Origin of the sequence: Rhizobium sp. GR12, from assembly GCF_036596185.1 — a bacterium.
GTDB classification, from domain to species: Bacteria; Pseudomonadota; Alphaproteobacteria; order Rhizobiales; family Rhizobiaceae; genus Agrobacterium; species Agrobacterium nepotum.
The window spans coordinates 460,624-476,633 of sequence record NZ_JASXTH010000001.1; the positions used below are offsets into that span (position 1 = coordinate 460,624).

Annotated in this window: 13 protein-coding genes; 6 read left to right on the forward strand and 7 right to left on the reverse strand. The window is 59.7% G+C overall.

What is annotated here, in order from left to right; genetic code table 11:
- The first annotated feature begins 90 nt into the window (after positions 1 to 90).
- The 6 genes from QSK43_RS02270 to QSK43_RS02295 all read left to right on the forward strand — a co-directional run bounded on the left by QSK43_RS02270 (position 91) and on the right by QSK43_RS02295 (position 5,710).
- A complete protein-coding gene (locus QSK43_RS02270) occupies positions 91 to 1,137 on the forward strand; it encodes an AbrB family transcriptional regulator (RefSeq protein WP_332302144.1) in 1,047 nt (348 codons plus the stop codon).
- A gap of 145 nt (positions 1,138 to 1,282) precedes the next feature.
- The gene (gene osmF / locus QSK43_RS02275) at positions 1,283 to 2,194 is read left to right on the forward strand and encodes a glycine betaine ABC transporter substrate-binding protein OsmF (protein ID WP_332302145.1); all 912 of its coding nucleotides are present in this window, start codon (positions 1,283 to 1,285) and stop codon (positions 2,192 to 2,194) included.
- 80 nt (positions 2,195 to 2,274) lie between these two features.
- The gene (locus QSK43_RS02280) at positions 2,275 to 3,441 is read left to right on the forward strand and encodes an ABC transporter permease (RefSeq protein WP_332302146.1); all 1,167 of its coding nucleotides are present in this window, start codon (positions 2,275 to 2,277) and stop codon (positions 3,439 to 3,441) included.
- Entirely contained in the window at positions 3,438 to 4,376 is a 939-nt protein-coding gene (locus QSK43_RS02285; RefSeq protein ID WP_332302147.1) for an ABC transporter ATP-binding protein, read from the forward strand. The genes QSK43_RS02280 and QSK43_RS02285 overlap by 4 nt, the downstream gene beginning before the upstream one ends.
- Positions 4,373 to 5,113 (forward strand): ABC transporter permease, encoded by a 741-nt coding sequence (locus QSK43_RS02290; protein WP_332302148.1) that lies wholly within the window; start codon positions 4,373 to 4,375, stop codon positions 5,111 to 5,113. The genes QSK43_RS02285 and QSK43_RS02290 overlap by 4 nt, the downstream gene beginning before the upstream one ends.
- Before the next feature lie 108 nt (positions 5,114 to 5,221).
- Entirely contained in the window at positions 5,222 to 5,710 is a 489-nt protein-coding gene (locus QSK43_RS02295; protein WP_332302240.1) for a gluconokinase, read from the forward strand.
- On the opposite strand, the gene QSK43_RS02300 is transcribed toward QSK43_RS02295, so the two are convergent.
- The 7 genes from QSK43_RS02300 to QSK43_RS02330 all read right to left on the reverse strand — a co-directional run bounded on the left by QSK43_RS02300 (position 5,707) and on the right by QSK43_RS02330 (position 15,860).
- On the reverse strand, positions 5,707 to 7,008 hold the full coding sequence (locus QSK43_RS02300) for an NAD(P)/FAD-dependent oxidoreductase (RefSeq protein ID WP_332302149.1): 1,302 nt from the start codon (positions 7,006 to 7,008) through the stop codon (positions 5,707 to 5,709). The genes QSK43_RS02295 and QSK43_RS02300 overlap by 4 nt on opposite strands.
- A gap of 1 nt (position 7,009) precedes the next feature.
- A complete protein-coding gene (locus tag QSK43_RS02305; protein ID WP_045018113.1) occupies positions 7,010 to 8,371 on the reverse strand; it encodes a glutamine synthetase family protein in 1,362 nt (453 codons plus the stop codon).
- A 266-nt stretch (positions 8,372 to 8,637) separates the two neighbouring features.
- A complete protein-coding gene (locus tag QSK43_RS02310; RefSeq protein WP_332302150.1) occupies positions 8,638 to 9,885 on the reverse strand; it encodes an NAD(P)/FAD-dependent oxidoreductase in 1,248 nt (415 codons plus the stop codon).
- Between the two features lie 103 nt (positions 9,886 to 9,988).
- A complete protein-coding gene (locus tag QSK43_RS02315) occupies positions 9,989 to 11,629 on the reverse strand; it encodes an ABC transporter ATP-binding protein (RefSeq protein ID WP_332302151.1) in 1,641 nt (546 codons plus the stop codon).
- A gap of 5 nt (positions 11,630 to 11,634) precedes the next feature.
- Positions 11,635 to 12,780 (reverse strand): ABC transporter permease, encoded by a 1,146-nt coding sequence (locus QSK43_RS02320; protein ID WP_003514514.1) that lies wholly within the window; start codon positions 12,778 to 12,780, stop codon positions 11,635 to 11,637.
- Entirely contained in the window at positions 12,780 to 13,874 is a 1,095-nt protein-coding gene (locus tag QSK43_RS02325; RefSeq protein ID WP_332302152.1) for a microcin C ABC transporter permease YejB, read from the reverse strand. The genes QSK43_RS02320 and QSK43_RS02325 overlap by 1 nt, the downstream gene beginning before the upstream one ends.
- Positions 13,875 to 14,015: 141 nt before the next feature.
- A complete protein-coding gene (locus tag QSK43_RS02330) occupies positions 14,016 to 15,860 on the reverse strand; it encodes an extracellular solute-binding protein (protein WP_332302153.1) in 1,845 nt (614 codons plus the stop codon).
- Between the last annotated feature and the right edge of the window lie 150 nt (positions 15,861 to 16,010).

The window sequence follows — 16,010 nt, forward strand, 5'->3', positions numbered from 1 at the left end:
TGCAATATTTTTGGCCTTGCGTGTTGACGTCGCGAGACGAAGCGGCGCATTTGGTCGCGAGCTTTTTTGAAGCAAGCAGCCAGCGTCGCAATGATCATCAAGCCTGAATTCCACACATTTGCGCTTACCGCACTCGTCGGCAGCATGGGTGCGCTGCTTGCCAGCCTGCTCGATATTCCCGCACCCTTTCTTTCCGGTCCGGCGCTCGCCGTAACGATTACGGGACTGGCCGGCGCAAAACTTGGAATTCCAGCCTTTATCCGCAATGCCTGTTTCGTCGTCGTCGGCATTTCGATGGGAACGAGCGTGACGCCCTCGGTGATCGATGCCGCAAAGACGTGGCCCCTGAGCTTCGTCGTCGTGCTCGCCGCCGTCGTCATCATGCTTTATGTCGCCTACTGGATTCTGCATTACGGCTTCGGATACGACCGGACGACGGCGATGCTGGGCGCTTCTCCCGGCCACCTCAGCTATATCATCAGCCTCGGCGCCGAGACGAAAAGCGACCTTGCGACCGTCAGTATCGTGCAAAGCGTGCGGGTATTGGCGCTCACGCTTTCCGTGCCGCTGATCGTCGAATATTTCGATCTGGTCAGCACGGAACCGCTCATCGTCAACCCACCCATGGGCCTGTTCACACTGGCGCTGACCATCGGCGCGTCGCTTGCGATGGGATGGCTCTTCCTGCGATGGAAATTTCCGGCTGCCCTGCTGCTCGGCGGCGTTGCCATATCCATCGGCACCCACATTACCGGCCTCACCGAGGGTGGCGTTCCGACTTGGCTCAGCCTGCCGGTCTATGTGCTGATCGGCTGTCTCATCGGCACACGCTTTTCGAATGTGTCGCTGATGGATGTGCGGAAAGGCTTTCTGGCGGGTTTCGTCGTCACCATCGCCGTCATGCTGATTGCCGGAAGCATCGCCTGGATGATTTCCAGCATCACCGGCGTACCGCTCAATGCCGTCATGATCGCCTATTCGCCGGGCGGTCTTGAAACCATGGCAGCCATGGCCGTGATGATGCATGCCGATACCGCCTATGTCGGCTCGCATCACGTCCTCAGGCTCCTGTTTCTGTCGGTTCTCATGCCGCTCGTCATGGGCAAGGGCGCGCGCAAGCAAGACGGCGAAACATAGCGGGGGGGGGTCAGCAGCCTGAGGCAGGCACATAAAAATGCGGCCTTCCTTGCAACCATTTTTCCTCGGGGCCGTTACGGCTTGGCCGCAATTGCGGCGGCGACTTTTCACCTGTTTGGCAGGCTGACCCACCGGAGGAACTTTCATGAACCGCTTGATGACGTTGACGGGCGCCGGACTTGCGCTTGCACTTTTTGGCTCCATTGCCCAGGCGCAGGTGGTCGTGTCGTCGAAAATCGACACGGAAGGCGGCGTTCTCGGCAACATCATCCTCGCCGTTCTGAAACAGAACAATATCGAGACAACGGATCGCATCCAGCTCGGCGCAACGCCGGTCGTCAGAAAGGCGATCATGGCGGGCGAGATCGACATCTATCCGGAATATACCGGCAATGCCGCCTTCTTTTTCTCCAAGGCGGACGACCCGCTCTGGAAGGATGCCGTCAAGGGATATGAGGAAGCCAAAACGCTCGATTACGACGCCAACAAGATCGTCTGGCTGGCACCATCACCGGCAAACAACACCTGGGCGATTGCGCTGCGCAAAGATGTTGCCGACAAAAACAATCTGAAGACGCTTTCGGACTTCGGCAAATATATCGCCGGTGGCGGTGAGGTGGTTCTTGCCGCATCCTCGGAATTCGTCAACTCCGCCGCCGCCTTGCCGGCATTTCAGACCACTTACGGCTTCACCATGAAACCGGACCAGCTGATCACGCTTTCCGGCGGCGATACCGCCGCCACGATCGCCGCCGCCGCCAATCAGACGAACAATGCCAATGCCGCCATGGTCTATGGCACCGATGGCGGCATCGCCCCCTCCGGTCTTGTGGTGCTTGAGGACGACAAGCATGTGCAGCCCGTCTACCAGCCAGCGCCGATCATTCGCGAAGAGGTTCTGAAAAAGCACCCCAATATCGAAGAATTGCTGAAACCCGTGTTTGAAAAGCTGGATCTGGCGACCTTGCAGGACTTGAACGCCCGCGTACAAGTGGGCGGCGAACAGGCCAAGACCGTCGCGACCGACTTCCTGACGAAGAACGGTTTCCTTAAGTAATTGCCTCTAACGAGCGGGATAGCGGAAACCACGCGCGGTTTCGTTATCCCGCCGTATCCATGGTCCAGAGGGAGCGAAATTTGACGAAATGGCCTGACAAGGTGGGCGTGCTGATTTCGTGCCTGCTTCTCTACGCGCTTTTCGCGTCTCCCTTCATGACATTGCGCGCCAACCGGATCGTTCAGGGCGAAACCCGGACGATCTTCGAAGCCCTTCCGGTTTCTGCCGCAACCATCCTCGTCGCGATCATCCTCCTCGCTGCCTTCGTCGCCTTTTTCCGCTTTCCGGCGCGCCTGAAACTCGCAGCCGCGCTGGTGGGCCTTGCGGCGCTGGCAATCTTCGTCGGGCAGGCGGCGTCTGCCCTGACACCCGAGGGTAACGGCTTTGCGCGCGTTTCGCCGGCGAGCGGTTTCTGGCTGATGTTTGCGGGGCTGGCCTTACTTGCCACGGATTGTATCGCCCGCCTCCAGCCGAAGCCGGGCTTGCGGATTTTGCTGCTGTTGATGGCCATGGCAGCGCTTGCAGCGGTTCTGACAAGCGGCCTCTGGGGCGATCTTTCCATCATCAAGGAATATACCGGCCGGGCCGATACCTTCTGGACCGAGGCACGCCGGCATGTGGAGCTTGCCATTGGCTCACTTGTGGCTGCGACCGTCGCGGGTATCCCGCTCGGCATCCTTTGTCACAAGGTCGAGCGATTGCGCTCCGGCGTGCTGAACGCTCTCAACATCGTCCAGACCATTCCCTCCATCGCCCTTTTCGGTCTTCTGATCGCGCCGCTCGGATGGATGGCGGCCAATGTACCGGGCGCGGCGAAGATCGGCATCGCCGGCATCGGTATGGCGCCCGCTTTCGTGGCGCTGTTTCTCTATTCGCTGCTGCCTGTCGTCTCCAATACGGTGGTCGGCCTTTCCGGCGTCTCGCAAGCGGTGCGGGAAGCAGCGCGTGGGCTTGGGATGACGGCGGTGCAAAGGTTACTGCGAGTGGAGTTTCCGCTGGCCATGCCGGTCATTCTCACCGGTATTCGCATCGTCTTGGTGCAGAATATCGGGCTGGCGACCATCGCGGCGCTGATCGGCGGCGGCGGATTTGGCGTTTTCGTGTTTCAGGGCATCGGGCAGACGGCGATGGACCTCGTCCTGCTCGGCACCGTGCCGACCGTGCTGCTCGGCTTTGCCGCCGCTATAGCGCTCGACGCCCTCATCGACAGCAATCTCTTCAGCGCAGGCGGAAGGCAAAAGGCATGATCGAGATCGACACCATCACGAAACGATATGTCGATACGGCCGTGGTCGATCAGGTCTCGCTGACCGTCCCGCCCCGCACCGTCACCGTCATCGTCGGCACTTCCGGCTCGGGAAAAACCACTCTTCTGCGCATGATAAACCGGCTGGTGGAGCCGACCTCCGGCACGATCCGCATCGACGGGAACGATGTGAGCACTATGCCCGGCTTCAAGCTGCGCCGCCAAATCGGCTACGCCATTCAGGGCCATGGGCTGTTTCCGCATCGCACCGTGGCGGAGAATATTGCGACCGTGCCGCAGCTGATCGGCTGGGACCGCAAACGCATTGATGCGAAAATCGATGCGCTGATGCATCTCTTCCAGCTTGATCCCGCGCTTTATGCGGATCGCTTTCCGCATGAGCTTTCGGGCGGCCAGCAGCAGCGCGTCGGCGTGGCCCGTGCGCTGGCGGCCGAACCGAACATCCTGTTGATGGACGAACCTTTCGGCGCTCTGGACCCGGTTATCCGTGCCAAGGCCCAGAACGATCTTCTCGATATCCAGAAGAAGCTCGGCGTCACGATCGTTCTCGTCACGCATGATATGGACGAGGCCTTCCATCTGGCGGACCGCATCGCCGTCATGGACAAGGGCCGTATCGTTCAGGACTGCCCGCCGGCCGAACTGGTGCTGAAGCCGGCGACGGATTTCGTCCGCACCATGATCGGCGAAAACGAGCGCGCCCTTAAGCTGCTTTCCGTCCTGTCCGTCGCTGATATCGTGGAGCCGGGACATGCGGAAGGCGAACCGTTGAACGAGCACACCAGCCAGCGCGACGCCCTGTCGGCGATGTTATGGGCGGGCTGCGATGCCTTGCCGGTGCTCAAAGACGATGGTCAGCCGGCGGGCCGGGTACGGCGCGATGTTCTCCTCCAGCGTGCTGCCGGAACCCCATGAAAAACGCCGCTTCGTTTTTCGCCCCCGGACTTCTGGTGCTGGCGCTGATCGTCTTTCTCGCGGCGCCGCAAATCTTCACGCCGGTATTCCGCCCTCTCGTGCAGGCCAATGCGCCGGCGATCTACACGCAGGCCAATCTGTTTTCCCTGACACTTTCGCATCTGACCATTGTCGGGATCGCCACGGGGCTGGCCACTCTGGTGGCGGGCGCTCTTGCGGTTCTCGTCACCCGTCCCTTCGGCACGGATTTTCTGCCGTTGTCGCGCAGCATCGTCAATATCGGCCAGACCTTTCCGCCGGTGGCAGTGCTGGCGCTGGCGGTACCGATGATCGGTTTTGGCGAAAAACCCACGCTCATCGCACTGTTTCTCTATGCGCTGCTGCCGGTTTTCGAAAATACGCTGACCGGACTGACGACCCTGCCCGCCGCCGTGATGGATGCCGCCAGAGGCAGCGGCATGACTGGCTGGCAGCGGCTTGTCAAAGTGGAGCTGCCGCTTGCCCTTCCGGCAATTCTCGCAGGCGTCAGGCTTTCGGCGGTCATCAGCCTTTCGACCGCGACCATCGGCTCCACGGTTGCCGCCCGAACGCTCGGGGAAGTCATCATCGCCGGTTTGCAATCCAACAATCTCGCCTTCATCCTCCAAGGCGGCTTGATCGTCGCCGCTCTCGCGATCCTGATCCATGCTGCTTTTTCAGCGCTGGAAAGGGCGGCGGCTCGGAAAACGGGACATTAGCGGCAGGAAGCGCCTCATTTTTATGTTCCCGGCACCCGCTGCACATGTTAGGGGCAGACCGTCGAAACAGAAACATTCGAGGTTCGGGTGACACAGGCAATCGTCGTGATGGGAGTGAGCGGCTCTGGCAAGTCCACAGTCGCAGAGGAACTGGCGGAAAAACTGGGCATTGCCTTCATTGAGGGTGACAAGCTTCACCCGAAATCCAATGTCGATAAAATGTCGGAGGGCATTCCGCTGACCGATGAAGACCGCTGGCCGTGGCTCGATCTCATCGGCGCGGAACTGCACAAGGGCCGTGAAAATAACGGCGTCGTCGTTTCCTGCTCGGCGCTCAAGAAAATCTATCGCGACCGACTTCGCAAAGCCGCCGGTGGCTCGCTCGCTTTCGTCTATCTGGACGGTAGCCTGGAACTTCTCAGCCGGCGCATGGGCGAGCGCAAGGGCCACTTCATGCCGCTCTCGCTGCTCCAGACCCAGCTTGCGACGCTGGAAGTGCCGACCGGTGAACCTGGTGTCGTGACCGTCAGCATCGACGCCACACCGGAGGATATTGCGAAAAACGCACTTTCCGGTTTGCAAGCGGTGACGTTTTAAAATCCGAGCCTGTCGCGCATGCCGTACCACCATGCGCCAAGCACGGTCAGCGGCACGCGGAATGTCTTGCCGCCGGGGAACGGATAGTTCGGCAGCGAACTCCAGACATCGAAACGCTCGGCGTGGCCCGCAACGACCTCGCCCAGTATCTTGCCGAGCAGATGCGTGGTGGTGACACCGTGGCCGCTATCGCCATGCGAGAAATAGACATTGTCCGACAGCTTGCCCATATGCGGGATGCGCGTGAGTGTCAGCGCGAAATTGCCGCTCCAGGCGAAATCTATCCTGGTCTTTTCCAGTTGCGGGAAGGTCTTCAGCATGTTCGGTCGGATGACACCGGTCAGGTCCGTCGGGTCGCTGCCGCCATAACCGATGCCACCGCCATAAAGCAGGCGGTTGTCGGAGGTGCGGCGATAATAATCGAGAATGTAATTCGCATCCTCGACGCAATAGTTGGCGGGCAGGAGTTTCTCGATCAGGTCGGCATCGAGCGGCTCCGTCGCCATGACCTGGCTTGAGACCGGCATCATCCGGTCGCCGATTTCCGGCAGCAGCTTACCGAGATAGGCATTACCGCAGACGAGAACATATTTCGCCTTCACGCTGCCCATTGCCGTGCGGACTACGGGGTTCGCACCCTGCTCCAGCGAAATGACCCGCGAGTTTTCAAAAATACGCGCACCGAGGCTTTCGGCCGCCGCCGCTTCCCCCTGCACCAGATTGAGCGGATGGATGTGCCCCCCGAAGCGGTCAATCATGCCGCCGGCATAACGGTCGGTCTGCACGTATTTTCCGACATCGGCTTTGGCGACCATCTCAAGTCCGCCATGGCCGTGTTTTTCCCAATGGGCCTTGTGGGCCTCCATCTCGCGGATTTGCTTGGGCGTAAAGGCGGCGAAAAAGCCGCCATCAACGAGATCGCAATCGATGGCGTATTTCGTGATGCGCTCACGGATGATCGCGCCGCCTTCCAGCGACATCTCCCCGAGTTTCACCGCCTTTTCATGACCGTAACGACTGGCGATTGTTTCGAGGTCGCGGCTGTAGCCATTGACGATCTGGCCACCATTGCGGCCCGAAGCGCCGAAGCCGACCCGCACCCCCTCCAGCACGATGACGGAATAACCGCGTTCGGAAAGTTCGAGGGCGGCGGAAATGCCGGTAAACCCGCCGCCGATGATGCAGATATCCGCTTCCAGTGCGCCTTCCAGCGAGGGCCGCACGGATTTGACATTGGCGGAGGCCGCATACCAGGAGGATGTGTGGCCGGGGTTGGGAATATTCGTCACCTCAGCCATCTCACACCGTCCTGATATAGGCGTCATATTCGACGTCGGTTACACGCAGGGAAAATTCGGAAAGTTCCTGCTGCTTGCAGGCAGAAAACAAGGTGCGATAGCGCTGGCCGAGCGTTGCATAAGCGAAGCTCGAACGCGTGAAGCGCTGAAGAGCATAATCCCAGTTGGTGGGCAGGGGCTCGTGATTGATGGCGTGGCTGTCGCCGGAAATCGCGCCACCGGGCTGGCGTTTTTCCTTCATGCCGGCGAGCGCCGCACTCAGGATCATCGCCACGACGAGATAGGGATTGGTATCGGCGCCGGCGACACGATGTTCGATACGGGTCGCGGCCTTGCTGGCGGTGATGACGCGCACCGCCGCCGAGCGGTTGTCGATGCCCCAGGAGGCATAGGTGGGCGCATGCTCGCTGGGCGTCAGGCGGCGATAGGAATTGGCATGGGGAGCGAAGATCGCCATGCTTTCCCCCATATTTTCCAAGAGACCGCCGACCGAATGCATCAGCGCGTCGGACGGGCCATTTTCCCCACCGTAGATGTTGGTGCCGTCACCATCGAGAACCGAGAAATGCACATGCATGCCGTTGCCGGCCTGCAAGCCGTAGGGCTTGGCCATGAAGGTGGCGTCAAGTTCATGCCGCCGCGCCACACCCTTGACGATGCGTTTCAGGAAGACCGCAAAGTCGGCGGCCCGCAATGCGTCCGGCACGTGATTGAGGTTGATCTCATATTGTCCGGGGCCGTTTTCCCGCAGCGTCGTATCGGCAAGAACGCCCTGCGCCCGGCAAGCGGTGGCGATATCGTGGAAGACATCCTCGAAATCCTGCAATTCGGAAATCGACAGAACCTGTGTCTGGCCCGTGTGCCAACGGCCTTCGCGGCTGTGTGGCGGACGAACGGGATCGAGCGCGGAGCGAACCGGGTCGATCAGATAGAATTCGAGTTCGGTGGCCACGACCGGTGTGAGACCGGCCTTTTTGTATGCTTCCAGAACCCGCGCCAGAACATTGCGCGGATCACCGTAAAACCCTGTTCCATCCGGATTTTTCATCGCGAGCAGGACCTGCGCGGTCGGTCGGCCAAGCCATGTCACCCGCGACAGCGTGCCGGGAACAGGAAAGCAGAACCCGTCCGGATCGCCCGTACCTTCGGCAAGGCCTGCGGCGTGCACATCGCGGCCCCAGATATCCAGCGCATAGACCGAGCGCGGGATCGCCATCCCCTTTTCAAGAACATCGATGGCCCGTTCGCGCGGAATCCATTTGCCGCGCGGCACGCCGTTTGCGTCTATGACGAAGGCTTCGAGAATTTCGATATCGGGGTTATCGGCGAAAAATTTCTTTGCGTCTTCAATATCATACATCATGCACCAGCAGGCCGTTTCTCTTCTGTTTCGCGCGCAGAAGCGCTTCGCTAACGAAAATCGTCCTGCTGCTGATAGATGAGAAACCTCGCCGTCATGATGACGCTCGCCCTTTTTCCCCTTGGATATGCCCATGTTACGTGGCCCGCCGCAGGAAGGCCAGCGGATTCAGCCATCAGAGCGGGATGGCGAAAAGTGTGCGCGGTTTTCGCCTGAGATCCCGCTCCAAACGCATAATCTAGATCCTGATGACTTTAGGTCATCAGGATCTAGGGATTGAACCTTTCGGGGCGATAGGCATCGATGGCGATGACCGGCGTTTCTCCCAGCATGGTTTCCGCCAGCACGCGGCCGGTGATAGGCCCAAGTGTCAGCCCGTGATGGGCATGGCCGAAAGCGAACCATAGCGTTTTATGACGCGGCGCCTTGCCGATGATCGGCATCATATCCGGTGTACAGGGGCGTGCTCCCATCCACGGTTCCGCATCCAGCCTGCCGCCGAGAGGAAAGGCGGTGCGGGCGACCCGTTCCGCCCGCTCGATCTGCACGGGGGATTTCGGCGCATCGCGTTCGGCGAATTCCGCACCGGTCGTCAGGCGGATGCCTTTTCGCATCGGCGCCAAAAAATAACCGCGCTCCCCGTCAATCAGCCAATTGTTGAGCTTCGTGCCCTCCTGCGCCGCATAGTGCATGTGATAGCCGCGCTTCACACCGAGCGGAAAGCGATAACCGAGGCGCTCCGTCACGGTATCCGCCCACGGGCCAAGTGCCACGACGGCCTGTTCCGCCTCGACTGCGCCCGTTTCGGTGCGCACCGTCCAGCCGTTTACCGTCTGGCTGAGCGTGGATGCATCGCCCCGGACAAAGGTTCCGCCGAGGCTTTCGAACAGTCGTAGATAGGCAAGCGTCAGCGCATGCGGATCGAGCACCGACCAGGGATCGTTCCATTTCAGGCCACCGACGAAATCGCGGCTGAGATGCGGTTCCGCTGCGGCCAGTTCTTCAGCGTCGAGTTTGGTATGGGAAATGCCGTGGTCGCGCGCCAGCCGCTCGGCGAAAGCATAATCGGCATCCCGCTTTTCGGCGGTCCTATAGGCCTCCATCCAGCCATTTTTCACGATCAGATCACCGGCCTTGGCCTCGTCGATCAGGACGCTATGCTCGGAAACCGAATGTTCGATCAGCGGCGCATAGGCGCGGGCAATCGTGGCGTGGCGTGTGGCCGAAGAGTTGTACCAGTAACGACTGAGAAAGGGCGCGATCTTGGGCAGGGCCGACAGATGATAACGGGCATCGATGCTGTTGTTCAGGGAATATCGGAGCAGCCGGCTGACCTCCTGCGGGAAGGCGTAAGGCACAACGCCCTCTCTCTGGATCAGCCCGGCATTGCCGAAGGAAGTTTCCTCACCCGGTCCCCGCCGGTCCACCAGGACGACCGATTTGCCCCTGCGGGCCAGTTGCAAAGCGACGGAGACCCCGATGATCCCCGCCCCCAAAACGATCACATCCGCTGCCATGGCATTCAATCCGTTTCCGCATCACGTCTTCCGCAACATGGGTCGGCATTTTCAGCAAAGCAACAGAAAAATCATCGCCTTAATAGAAACTGCAATGCGCCCGCTACTGGCTCACCGCTTTGGTTTCAACCGCCTCGATATTGAAGGCGGCGGCCAGCAGGGCCTTGGTGTATTCCTGCTGCGGATCGGCGAATATATCCGCCGCCGGGCCGCTCTCCACCACCTTGCCGTTGCGCATGACGATCACGTCATTGGCAAGCGCCTTGACCACCTTCAGGTCGTGGCTGATGAAGAGATAGGCGAGTTCGTGCTTGGCCTGGAGATCGCGCAACAGATCGACCACCTGCGCCTGCACGCTCATGTCGAGCGCCGATGTCGGCTCGTCCAGCATGACGAAGCGGGGTTTCAGCACCATGGCGCGGGCAATGGCGATACGCTGGCGTTGGCCGCCGGAAAATTCATGCGGATACCGCCAGCGCGTCGCCGGGTCGAGACCGACTTCTTCGAGTGCCTTGGCAACACGGATGTCACGCTCATCGGCCGAAAGCGACCGTTCATGCACCTTCAGGCCCTCGGCGACGATTTCGCCCACTGACATGCGTGGGCTGAGCGAACCGTAGGGGTCCTGAAACACCACCTGAAGCCGGTTTCTGAGCGGCTTCATCATTTCATAGGAATAGCTGTCGATCGACTGGCCGATGAAGCTGATCCGCCCCTGCGAGGAAATCAACCGGGAAAGCGCCAGACCAAGCGTGGTCTTGCCGGAGCCGGATTCGCCCACGACGCCAACCGTCTGCCCGGCGCGAAGGGTGATATCGATGCCGTCAACCGCCTTGACGTGATCGACCACCCTGCGCATCAGCCCAGCCTTGATCGGGAACCAGACCTTTATGTCGTCGCCCTGCATGACCACGGGCTTGCTGGTATCGGAAAGCGGTGGCTCGCCCTTAGGTTCGGCTGCCAGAAGATGGCGGGTATAGGCGTGTTGCGGATCGGTAAACACCTGTTCCACCGTGCCGGTCTCGACGATCTTGCCCTTGGTCATGACGCAGACACGATCGGCAAACTTGCGCACGATACCGAGATCATGGGTGATGAACAGCATGGACATGCCGTGCCGGGTCTTGAGATCGCTCAGCAATTCGAGGATCTGCGCCTGAACGGTCACGTCGAGCGCCGTTGTCGGTTCGTCGGCGATCAGCAGTTTCGGCCGGTTGGCAAGCGCCATGGCAATCATCACGCGCTGCCGCTGGCCACCGGACAGTTCATGCGGGTAGGCTTTCAGACGCTTTTCCGGCTCGCGGATACCCACCTGTAGCAGCAGTTCCAGCGTGCGCGCCCGCGCCTCCGCTCCGGTGATCGCCTGATGCAACTCCAGAATCTCGCCGATCTGCCGCTCGATGCTGTGGAGCGGGTTGAGCGAGGTCATCGGCTCCTGAAAAATCATGGTGACGTCGTTGCCGCGGACCGCACGCAGCGCCCGTTCCGGCAGCGTCAGCATATCCTTGCCGTCGAACAGGATTTTACCCGAGGGATGGCTCGCCGCCGGATAGGGCAGCAATTTCAGTATGGAGTTCGCCGTCACGGATTTGCCGGAGCCGGATTCCCCGACAAGGGCGACAACCTCGCCCGGCATCAGGTCGAAGGAGACCTGATCAACGGCGATACTGGTCGCGCCGCCCTGATGAAAGGCGACGGAGAGGTCACGAACGGAGAGAAGCGGCTGGGTCTTTGTTTCCATCATGGCGATCACCGGAACGTCTTGCGTGGGTCGAAGGCGTCTCGCACCGCCTCGCCGACGAAGATCAAGAGCGACAGCATGATGGACATGGTGAAGAAGGCGGTGAGGCCAAGCCAGGGCGCCTGAAGGTTGTTCTTGCCCTGCGCGATCATCTCGCCCAGCGACGGCGACCCCGGCGGCATGCCGAAGCCGAGGAAATCGAGCGAGGTCAACGTGGTGATCGAACCGGAAAGGATGAACGGAAGGAAGGTCAGCGTTGCCACCATGGCGTTGGGCAGAAGATGCCGGAACATGATAGTCCAGTTGCCGACGCCCAAGGCACGGGCAGCGCGGACATATTCGAAGTTTCTGGCGCGCAGGAATTCCGCACGCACGATGCCGACGAACCCGACCCATGAGAACAGCAGCATGATGCCAAGCAGCACGAAGAAGCCCGGCGGCAAAATGGCTGCGATGATCAGCAGAATATAAAGCACCGGCATCGATGACCAGATTTCGATGAAACGCTGCAACAGCAGGTCCGTCCAGCCGCCGAAATAGCCCTGGATCGCGCCCGCGGTCACCCCGACGAGAGCCGACGCAATCGTCAGCGTCAGGCCGAACAGTACCGAAATGCGAAATCCGTAGATCATTCGCGCCGTGACGTCGCGAGCCTGATTGTCGGTTCCGAGCCAATTGAGGTTGCCGAGCGTGCAGCCGGGATCGGCATTGCCCTGCGGATAGGCGGAGCAACGGTCCTTTTCGTCCATCAGCCAGAAGGGGGCGGTGGGGGCAGAATGCGGAATATTGGAATTGACCGTTTGATAAGAATAGCGGATCGGCGGCCAGATCATCCAGCCATTGGCGTTGATCTCGTCCTGAATGAAGGAGGATTTGTAATCGGTCTGGGCAAGAAAACCGCCGAACTTTTCCTCCGGATAATCGACCATGACCGGCACCAGAAACTCGCCCTTGTAGGAGGCGAAAATGGGTTTGTCATTGGCGATGAATTCCGCGATCAGGCTCAGGAAAAACAGGATCAGGAACAGCCAGAAGGACCAGTAACCGCGCCGGTTTGCCTTGAAATTCTGCCAGCGGCGCTTGGTGGTCGGCGAAAACCATGGGCGCTTCGGCTTTACCAACGTTTCCGTTGCGGCGGTATGGGCAAGCGTCATCACACGTCCCTCCGCTCGAAATCGATGCGCGGATCGATCCACGTGTAGATGAGGTCGGAAATGAGGCTGACCACGAGGCCCATCAGCGAGAAGATGAAGAGCGTGCCGAACACGATCGGATAGTCACGGTTGACGACCGAGAGATAACCGAGGCGTCCTAGGCCATCCAGCGAGAAGATATTCTCGATCAGCAGCGAACCGGTGAAGAATGCCGAGATGAAGGCGCCCGGAAAACCGGCGATCACAATCAGCATCGCGTTGCGGAAGACGTGGCCATAAAGAACCTTGCGCTCGCTGAGGCCCTTGGCACGGGCGGTGATGACATATTGCTTCTTGATCTCGTCGATGAAGGAATTCTTCGTCAGAAGCGTCGTCGTTGCGAAGGCCGAAAGCGACAGCGCGATCAGCGGCAAGGTCAGGTGCCAGAAATAGTCGATGATCTTCTGCCACCAGTTCAGATCGGCGAAATTATCCGACACCAGACCGCGCAGCGGGAACCAGTCGAAGAACGATCCGCCGGCGAAGAGCACGATGAGAAGAATGCCGAACAGGAAGCTCGGCACGGCATAACCGATGATGATGATGCCTGATGTCCAGATATCGAAGGTCGAGCCGTCGGAAACGGCTTTCTTGATGCCGAGCGGAATGGAGATCATGTAGGAGATGATCAATATCCAGAAGCCGAGCGACATCGATACCGGCAGCTTGTCGATGATGAGATCGATTACCGACGAGTTACGGAAGAAGCTGTCGCCGAAATCGAAGCGGATGTAATTCCACATCATTTCGAGAAAACGGGTCAGCGGCGGCTTATCGAAACCGAACTGTTTCTCAAGCTTGGCGATGAGTTCCGGATCGAGGCCCTGTGCGCCGCGATATTTCGAGCCGCTTTCATCGAAACCGCCGGACTGGCCGAGAAGATCGCCGCCGCCCGAGAGGCGGTCGGAGGCGCTGTCGCCCTGCCCCGTCAATTGAGCGACGACCTGTTCCACCGGCCCGCCTGGCGCGAACTGGATGACGAGAAACGAAATGCCCATAATGCCGACGATGGTCGGGATCATCAGCGCCAGACGTCTGAGGATATAGGCGCCCATCAGCCCTTGCTCCCGGCCGATACGTCAGCGGTTTTCGTTTCTGTCAAACCCGGTCCTTTCCTGAAAGCGCTGCCCGCGCGCTTTAAGCGATTCGTTTCGCCCTATGTGAATCAAGCCTTCGGCGCGAAAGCAAGGCCGGCGTCAGTTTGCGGCCTGGCTGGACCACCATGCCTCCGGAAAACCAATGCCATATTCGGGCAGGTTTTCCGGCCGGACGAGTGTGTTCCAGTAGGCAACGAACATCTCGCCGCGGTAGAATTGCGGTACGACATAGCTGTTTGCCAGAAGCACCCGGTCGAGAGCGCGCGCGGCGGCCACCTGCTCATCCCGATTAGGCGCAAATATGACCTTTCTGACAAGAGCATCGACGGCGGGGTTCTTGATGCCGGCGAGGTTGTTTGAACCCTGCCGGTCGGCTGCCGCCGAACCCCAGAAATCAGCCTGCTCGTTGCCAGGGTTTGCCGATGTCGCCCAGAGCTTGATCGTGACGTCGAAATCGAAGCTGCGGGTGCGGTTGGTATATTGCGAGGCATCGACCGTGCGGATTGTCGCATTGATGCCGATCTTCTTCAAATTCTGGACATAGGGCAGGATGGTTCGCTCCATGCCGGCGGAATCGATCAGAAACTCCATATCCAGCGGCTGCCCGCTTTTCGCATTGACCATGCGGTTGCCGCGCAGCTCGTAGCCCGCTTCCTTCATCAGCTTGACCGCTTCGCGCAGATTGTCACGTTGCTTGGTCGGTTCACCCGCGACCGGGTTGCGATATTCGGTCGTGAAGACCTCCGGCGGAACCTGATCCTTCAGCTCCTGCAAAATCTCCAGCTCGCGGCCGGTCGGCAGGCCGGAAGAAGCCAGCTCGCTGCCCATGAAAAAGCTGTTGATGCGCTGGAACTGGCCATAAGCCAGCGTCCGGTTCAGCTCCTCGAAATCGAAAGCGTAGTTGAGCGCCTTGCGCAGTTTCGGGTTCTGGAACTTTTCCCGCCGCATGTTCGGCACGAAAGCCTGCATGATGCCGACGGAGCGGTAGATATTCGGCAATTCCTCTTGTCTGACGCGGCCTTCCTTGACGGCCGGAAAATCATAACCGGTGACCCAGCGGCTGGAAGAGGCTTCCTGCCGGAAATCGACCGTGCCGGATTTGAAAGCCTGGAACTCGACGTCCTGATCGGCAAAGAAGGTATAGGCGATTGTTTTGAAATTGTGCTGGCCGACATTCACATTGACGTCCTTGCCCCAATAGTCGTCGCGGCGCTCATAGGTCATCGTCGAGCCGGGCGACGCGGCCGCGATCCTGTACGGACCGGACCCCATGACCGGCTCCAGCGTGCCGCGCGATATGTCGCGCGGCTTGCCATCCGGTCCGGCGGCCTCCCACCAGTGCTTCGGAACGATCAGCAATTGCCCGACGATCTGCGGCAATTCGCGATTGTTCTTTTCATCGAAGGTGAAGGTAATATCCCTTTCACCGCTGATCTCGGCCTTGGTGACGTGGGTGTAATAGGTCGCAAGCTGCGGGCTCAGATCCTTGGCCTTTTCGAAGCTGAAGACGACATCCTCAGGCGTCACCGGCTTGCCGTCCGCCCATTTGGCCTCAGCGCGCAGCCGGAAGGTTGCTTTGGAAATGTCGTCGGGATAGCTCACGCCCTCGGCCAGAAGACCGTAGGAGGCCGAGAGTTCCTCTTCCGTCGATTTCATCAAGGTATCGAAAACCAGCGAAAGGCCCGTAGCCACCTCGCCCTTGGCGAGCAGCGGATTGAGCGTGTCGAAAGTTCCCGACGTCGACATGCGCAACGTACCGCCCTTCGGCGCCTTGGTGTTCACATAATCGAAATGATCGAAACCATCAGGATGCTTCAGCTCCCCGACCGTCGAAATTCCCTTTCGCCACACATCTGCCGACTGGGCGGAGGCGACCGCCGGCATCAGCATGGCGGACGCCGCAAGAGCGATGAGGAGGCGGGATTTCAACGGTGCCAATATCATTCGGGAAGTTCCCTGTTTTCGTGTTTGTTGAAGAGAGCATAAAACAAAGATTGGCAAAAAACAGATGCCCCGGCTCACAAGCTCTTTATTGACGCCTTTATCCGCATGCTTTGGCGCAAGCGCGGCGAAACATGGTTTCAACAAAATCCC

Coding starts and splice junctions, on each gene's coding strand:
- QSK43_RS02270 (WP_332302144.1), top strand. CDS start 91: ATGATCATCAAGCCTGAATTCCACACATTTGCGCTTACCGCACTCGTC.
- osmF (WP_332302145.1), top strand. CDS start 1,283: ATGAACCGCTTGATGACGTTGACGGGCGCCGGACTTGCGCTTGCACTT.
- QSK43_RS02285 (WP_332302147.1), top strand. CDS start 3,438: ATGATCGAGATCGACACCATCACGAAACGATATGTCGATACGGCCGTG.
- QSK43_RS02290 (WP_332302148.1), top strand. CDS start 4,373: ATGAAAAACGCCGCTTCGTTTTTCGCCCCCGGACTTCTGGTGCTGGCG.
- QSK43_RS02295 (WP_332302240.1), top strand. CDS start 5,222: ATGGGAGTGAGCGGCTCTGGCAAGTCCACAGTCGCAGAGGAACTGGCG.
- QSK43_RS02300 (WP_332302149.1), bottom strand. CDS start 7,008: ATGGCTGAGGTGACGAATATTCCCAACCCCGGCCACACATCCTCCTGG.
- QSK43_RS02305 (WP_045018113.1), bottom strand. CDS start 8,371: ATGATGTATGATATTGAAGACGCAAAGAAATTTTTCGCCGATAACCCC.
- QSK43_RS02310 (WP_332302150.1), bottom strand. CDS start 9,885: ATGGCAGCGGATGTGATCGTTTTGGGGGCGGGGATCATCGGGGTCTCC.
- QSK43_RS02315 (WP_332302151.1), bottom strand. CDS start 11,629: ATGATGGAAACAAAGACCCAGCCGCTTCTCTCCGTTCGTGACCTCTCC.
- QSK43_RS02320 (WP_003514514.1), bottom strand. CDS start 12,780: ATGACGCTTGCCCATACCGCCGCAACGGAAACGTTGGTAAAGCCGAAG.
- QSK43_RS02325 (WP_332302152.1), bottom strand. CDS start 13,874: ATGGGCGCCTATATCCTCAGACGTCTGGCGCTGATGATCCCGACCATC.
- QSK43_RS02330 (WP_332302153.1), bottom strand. CDS start 15,860: ATGATATTGGCACCGTTGAAATCCCGCCTCCTCATCGCTCTTGCGGCG.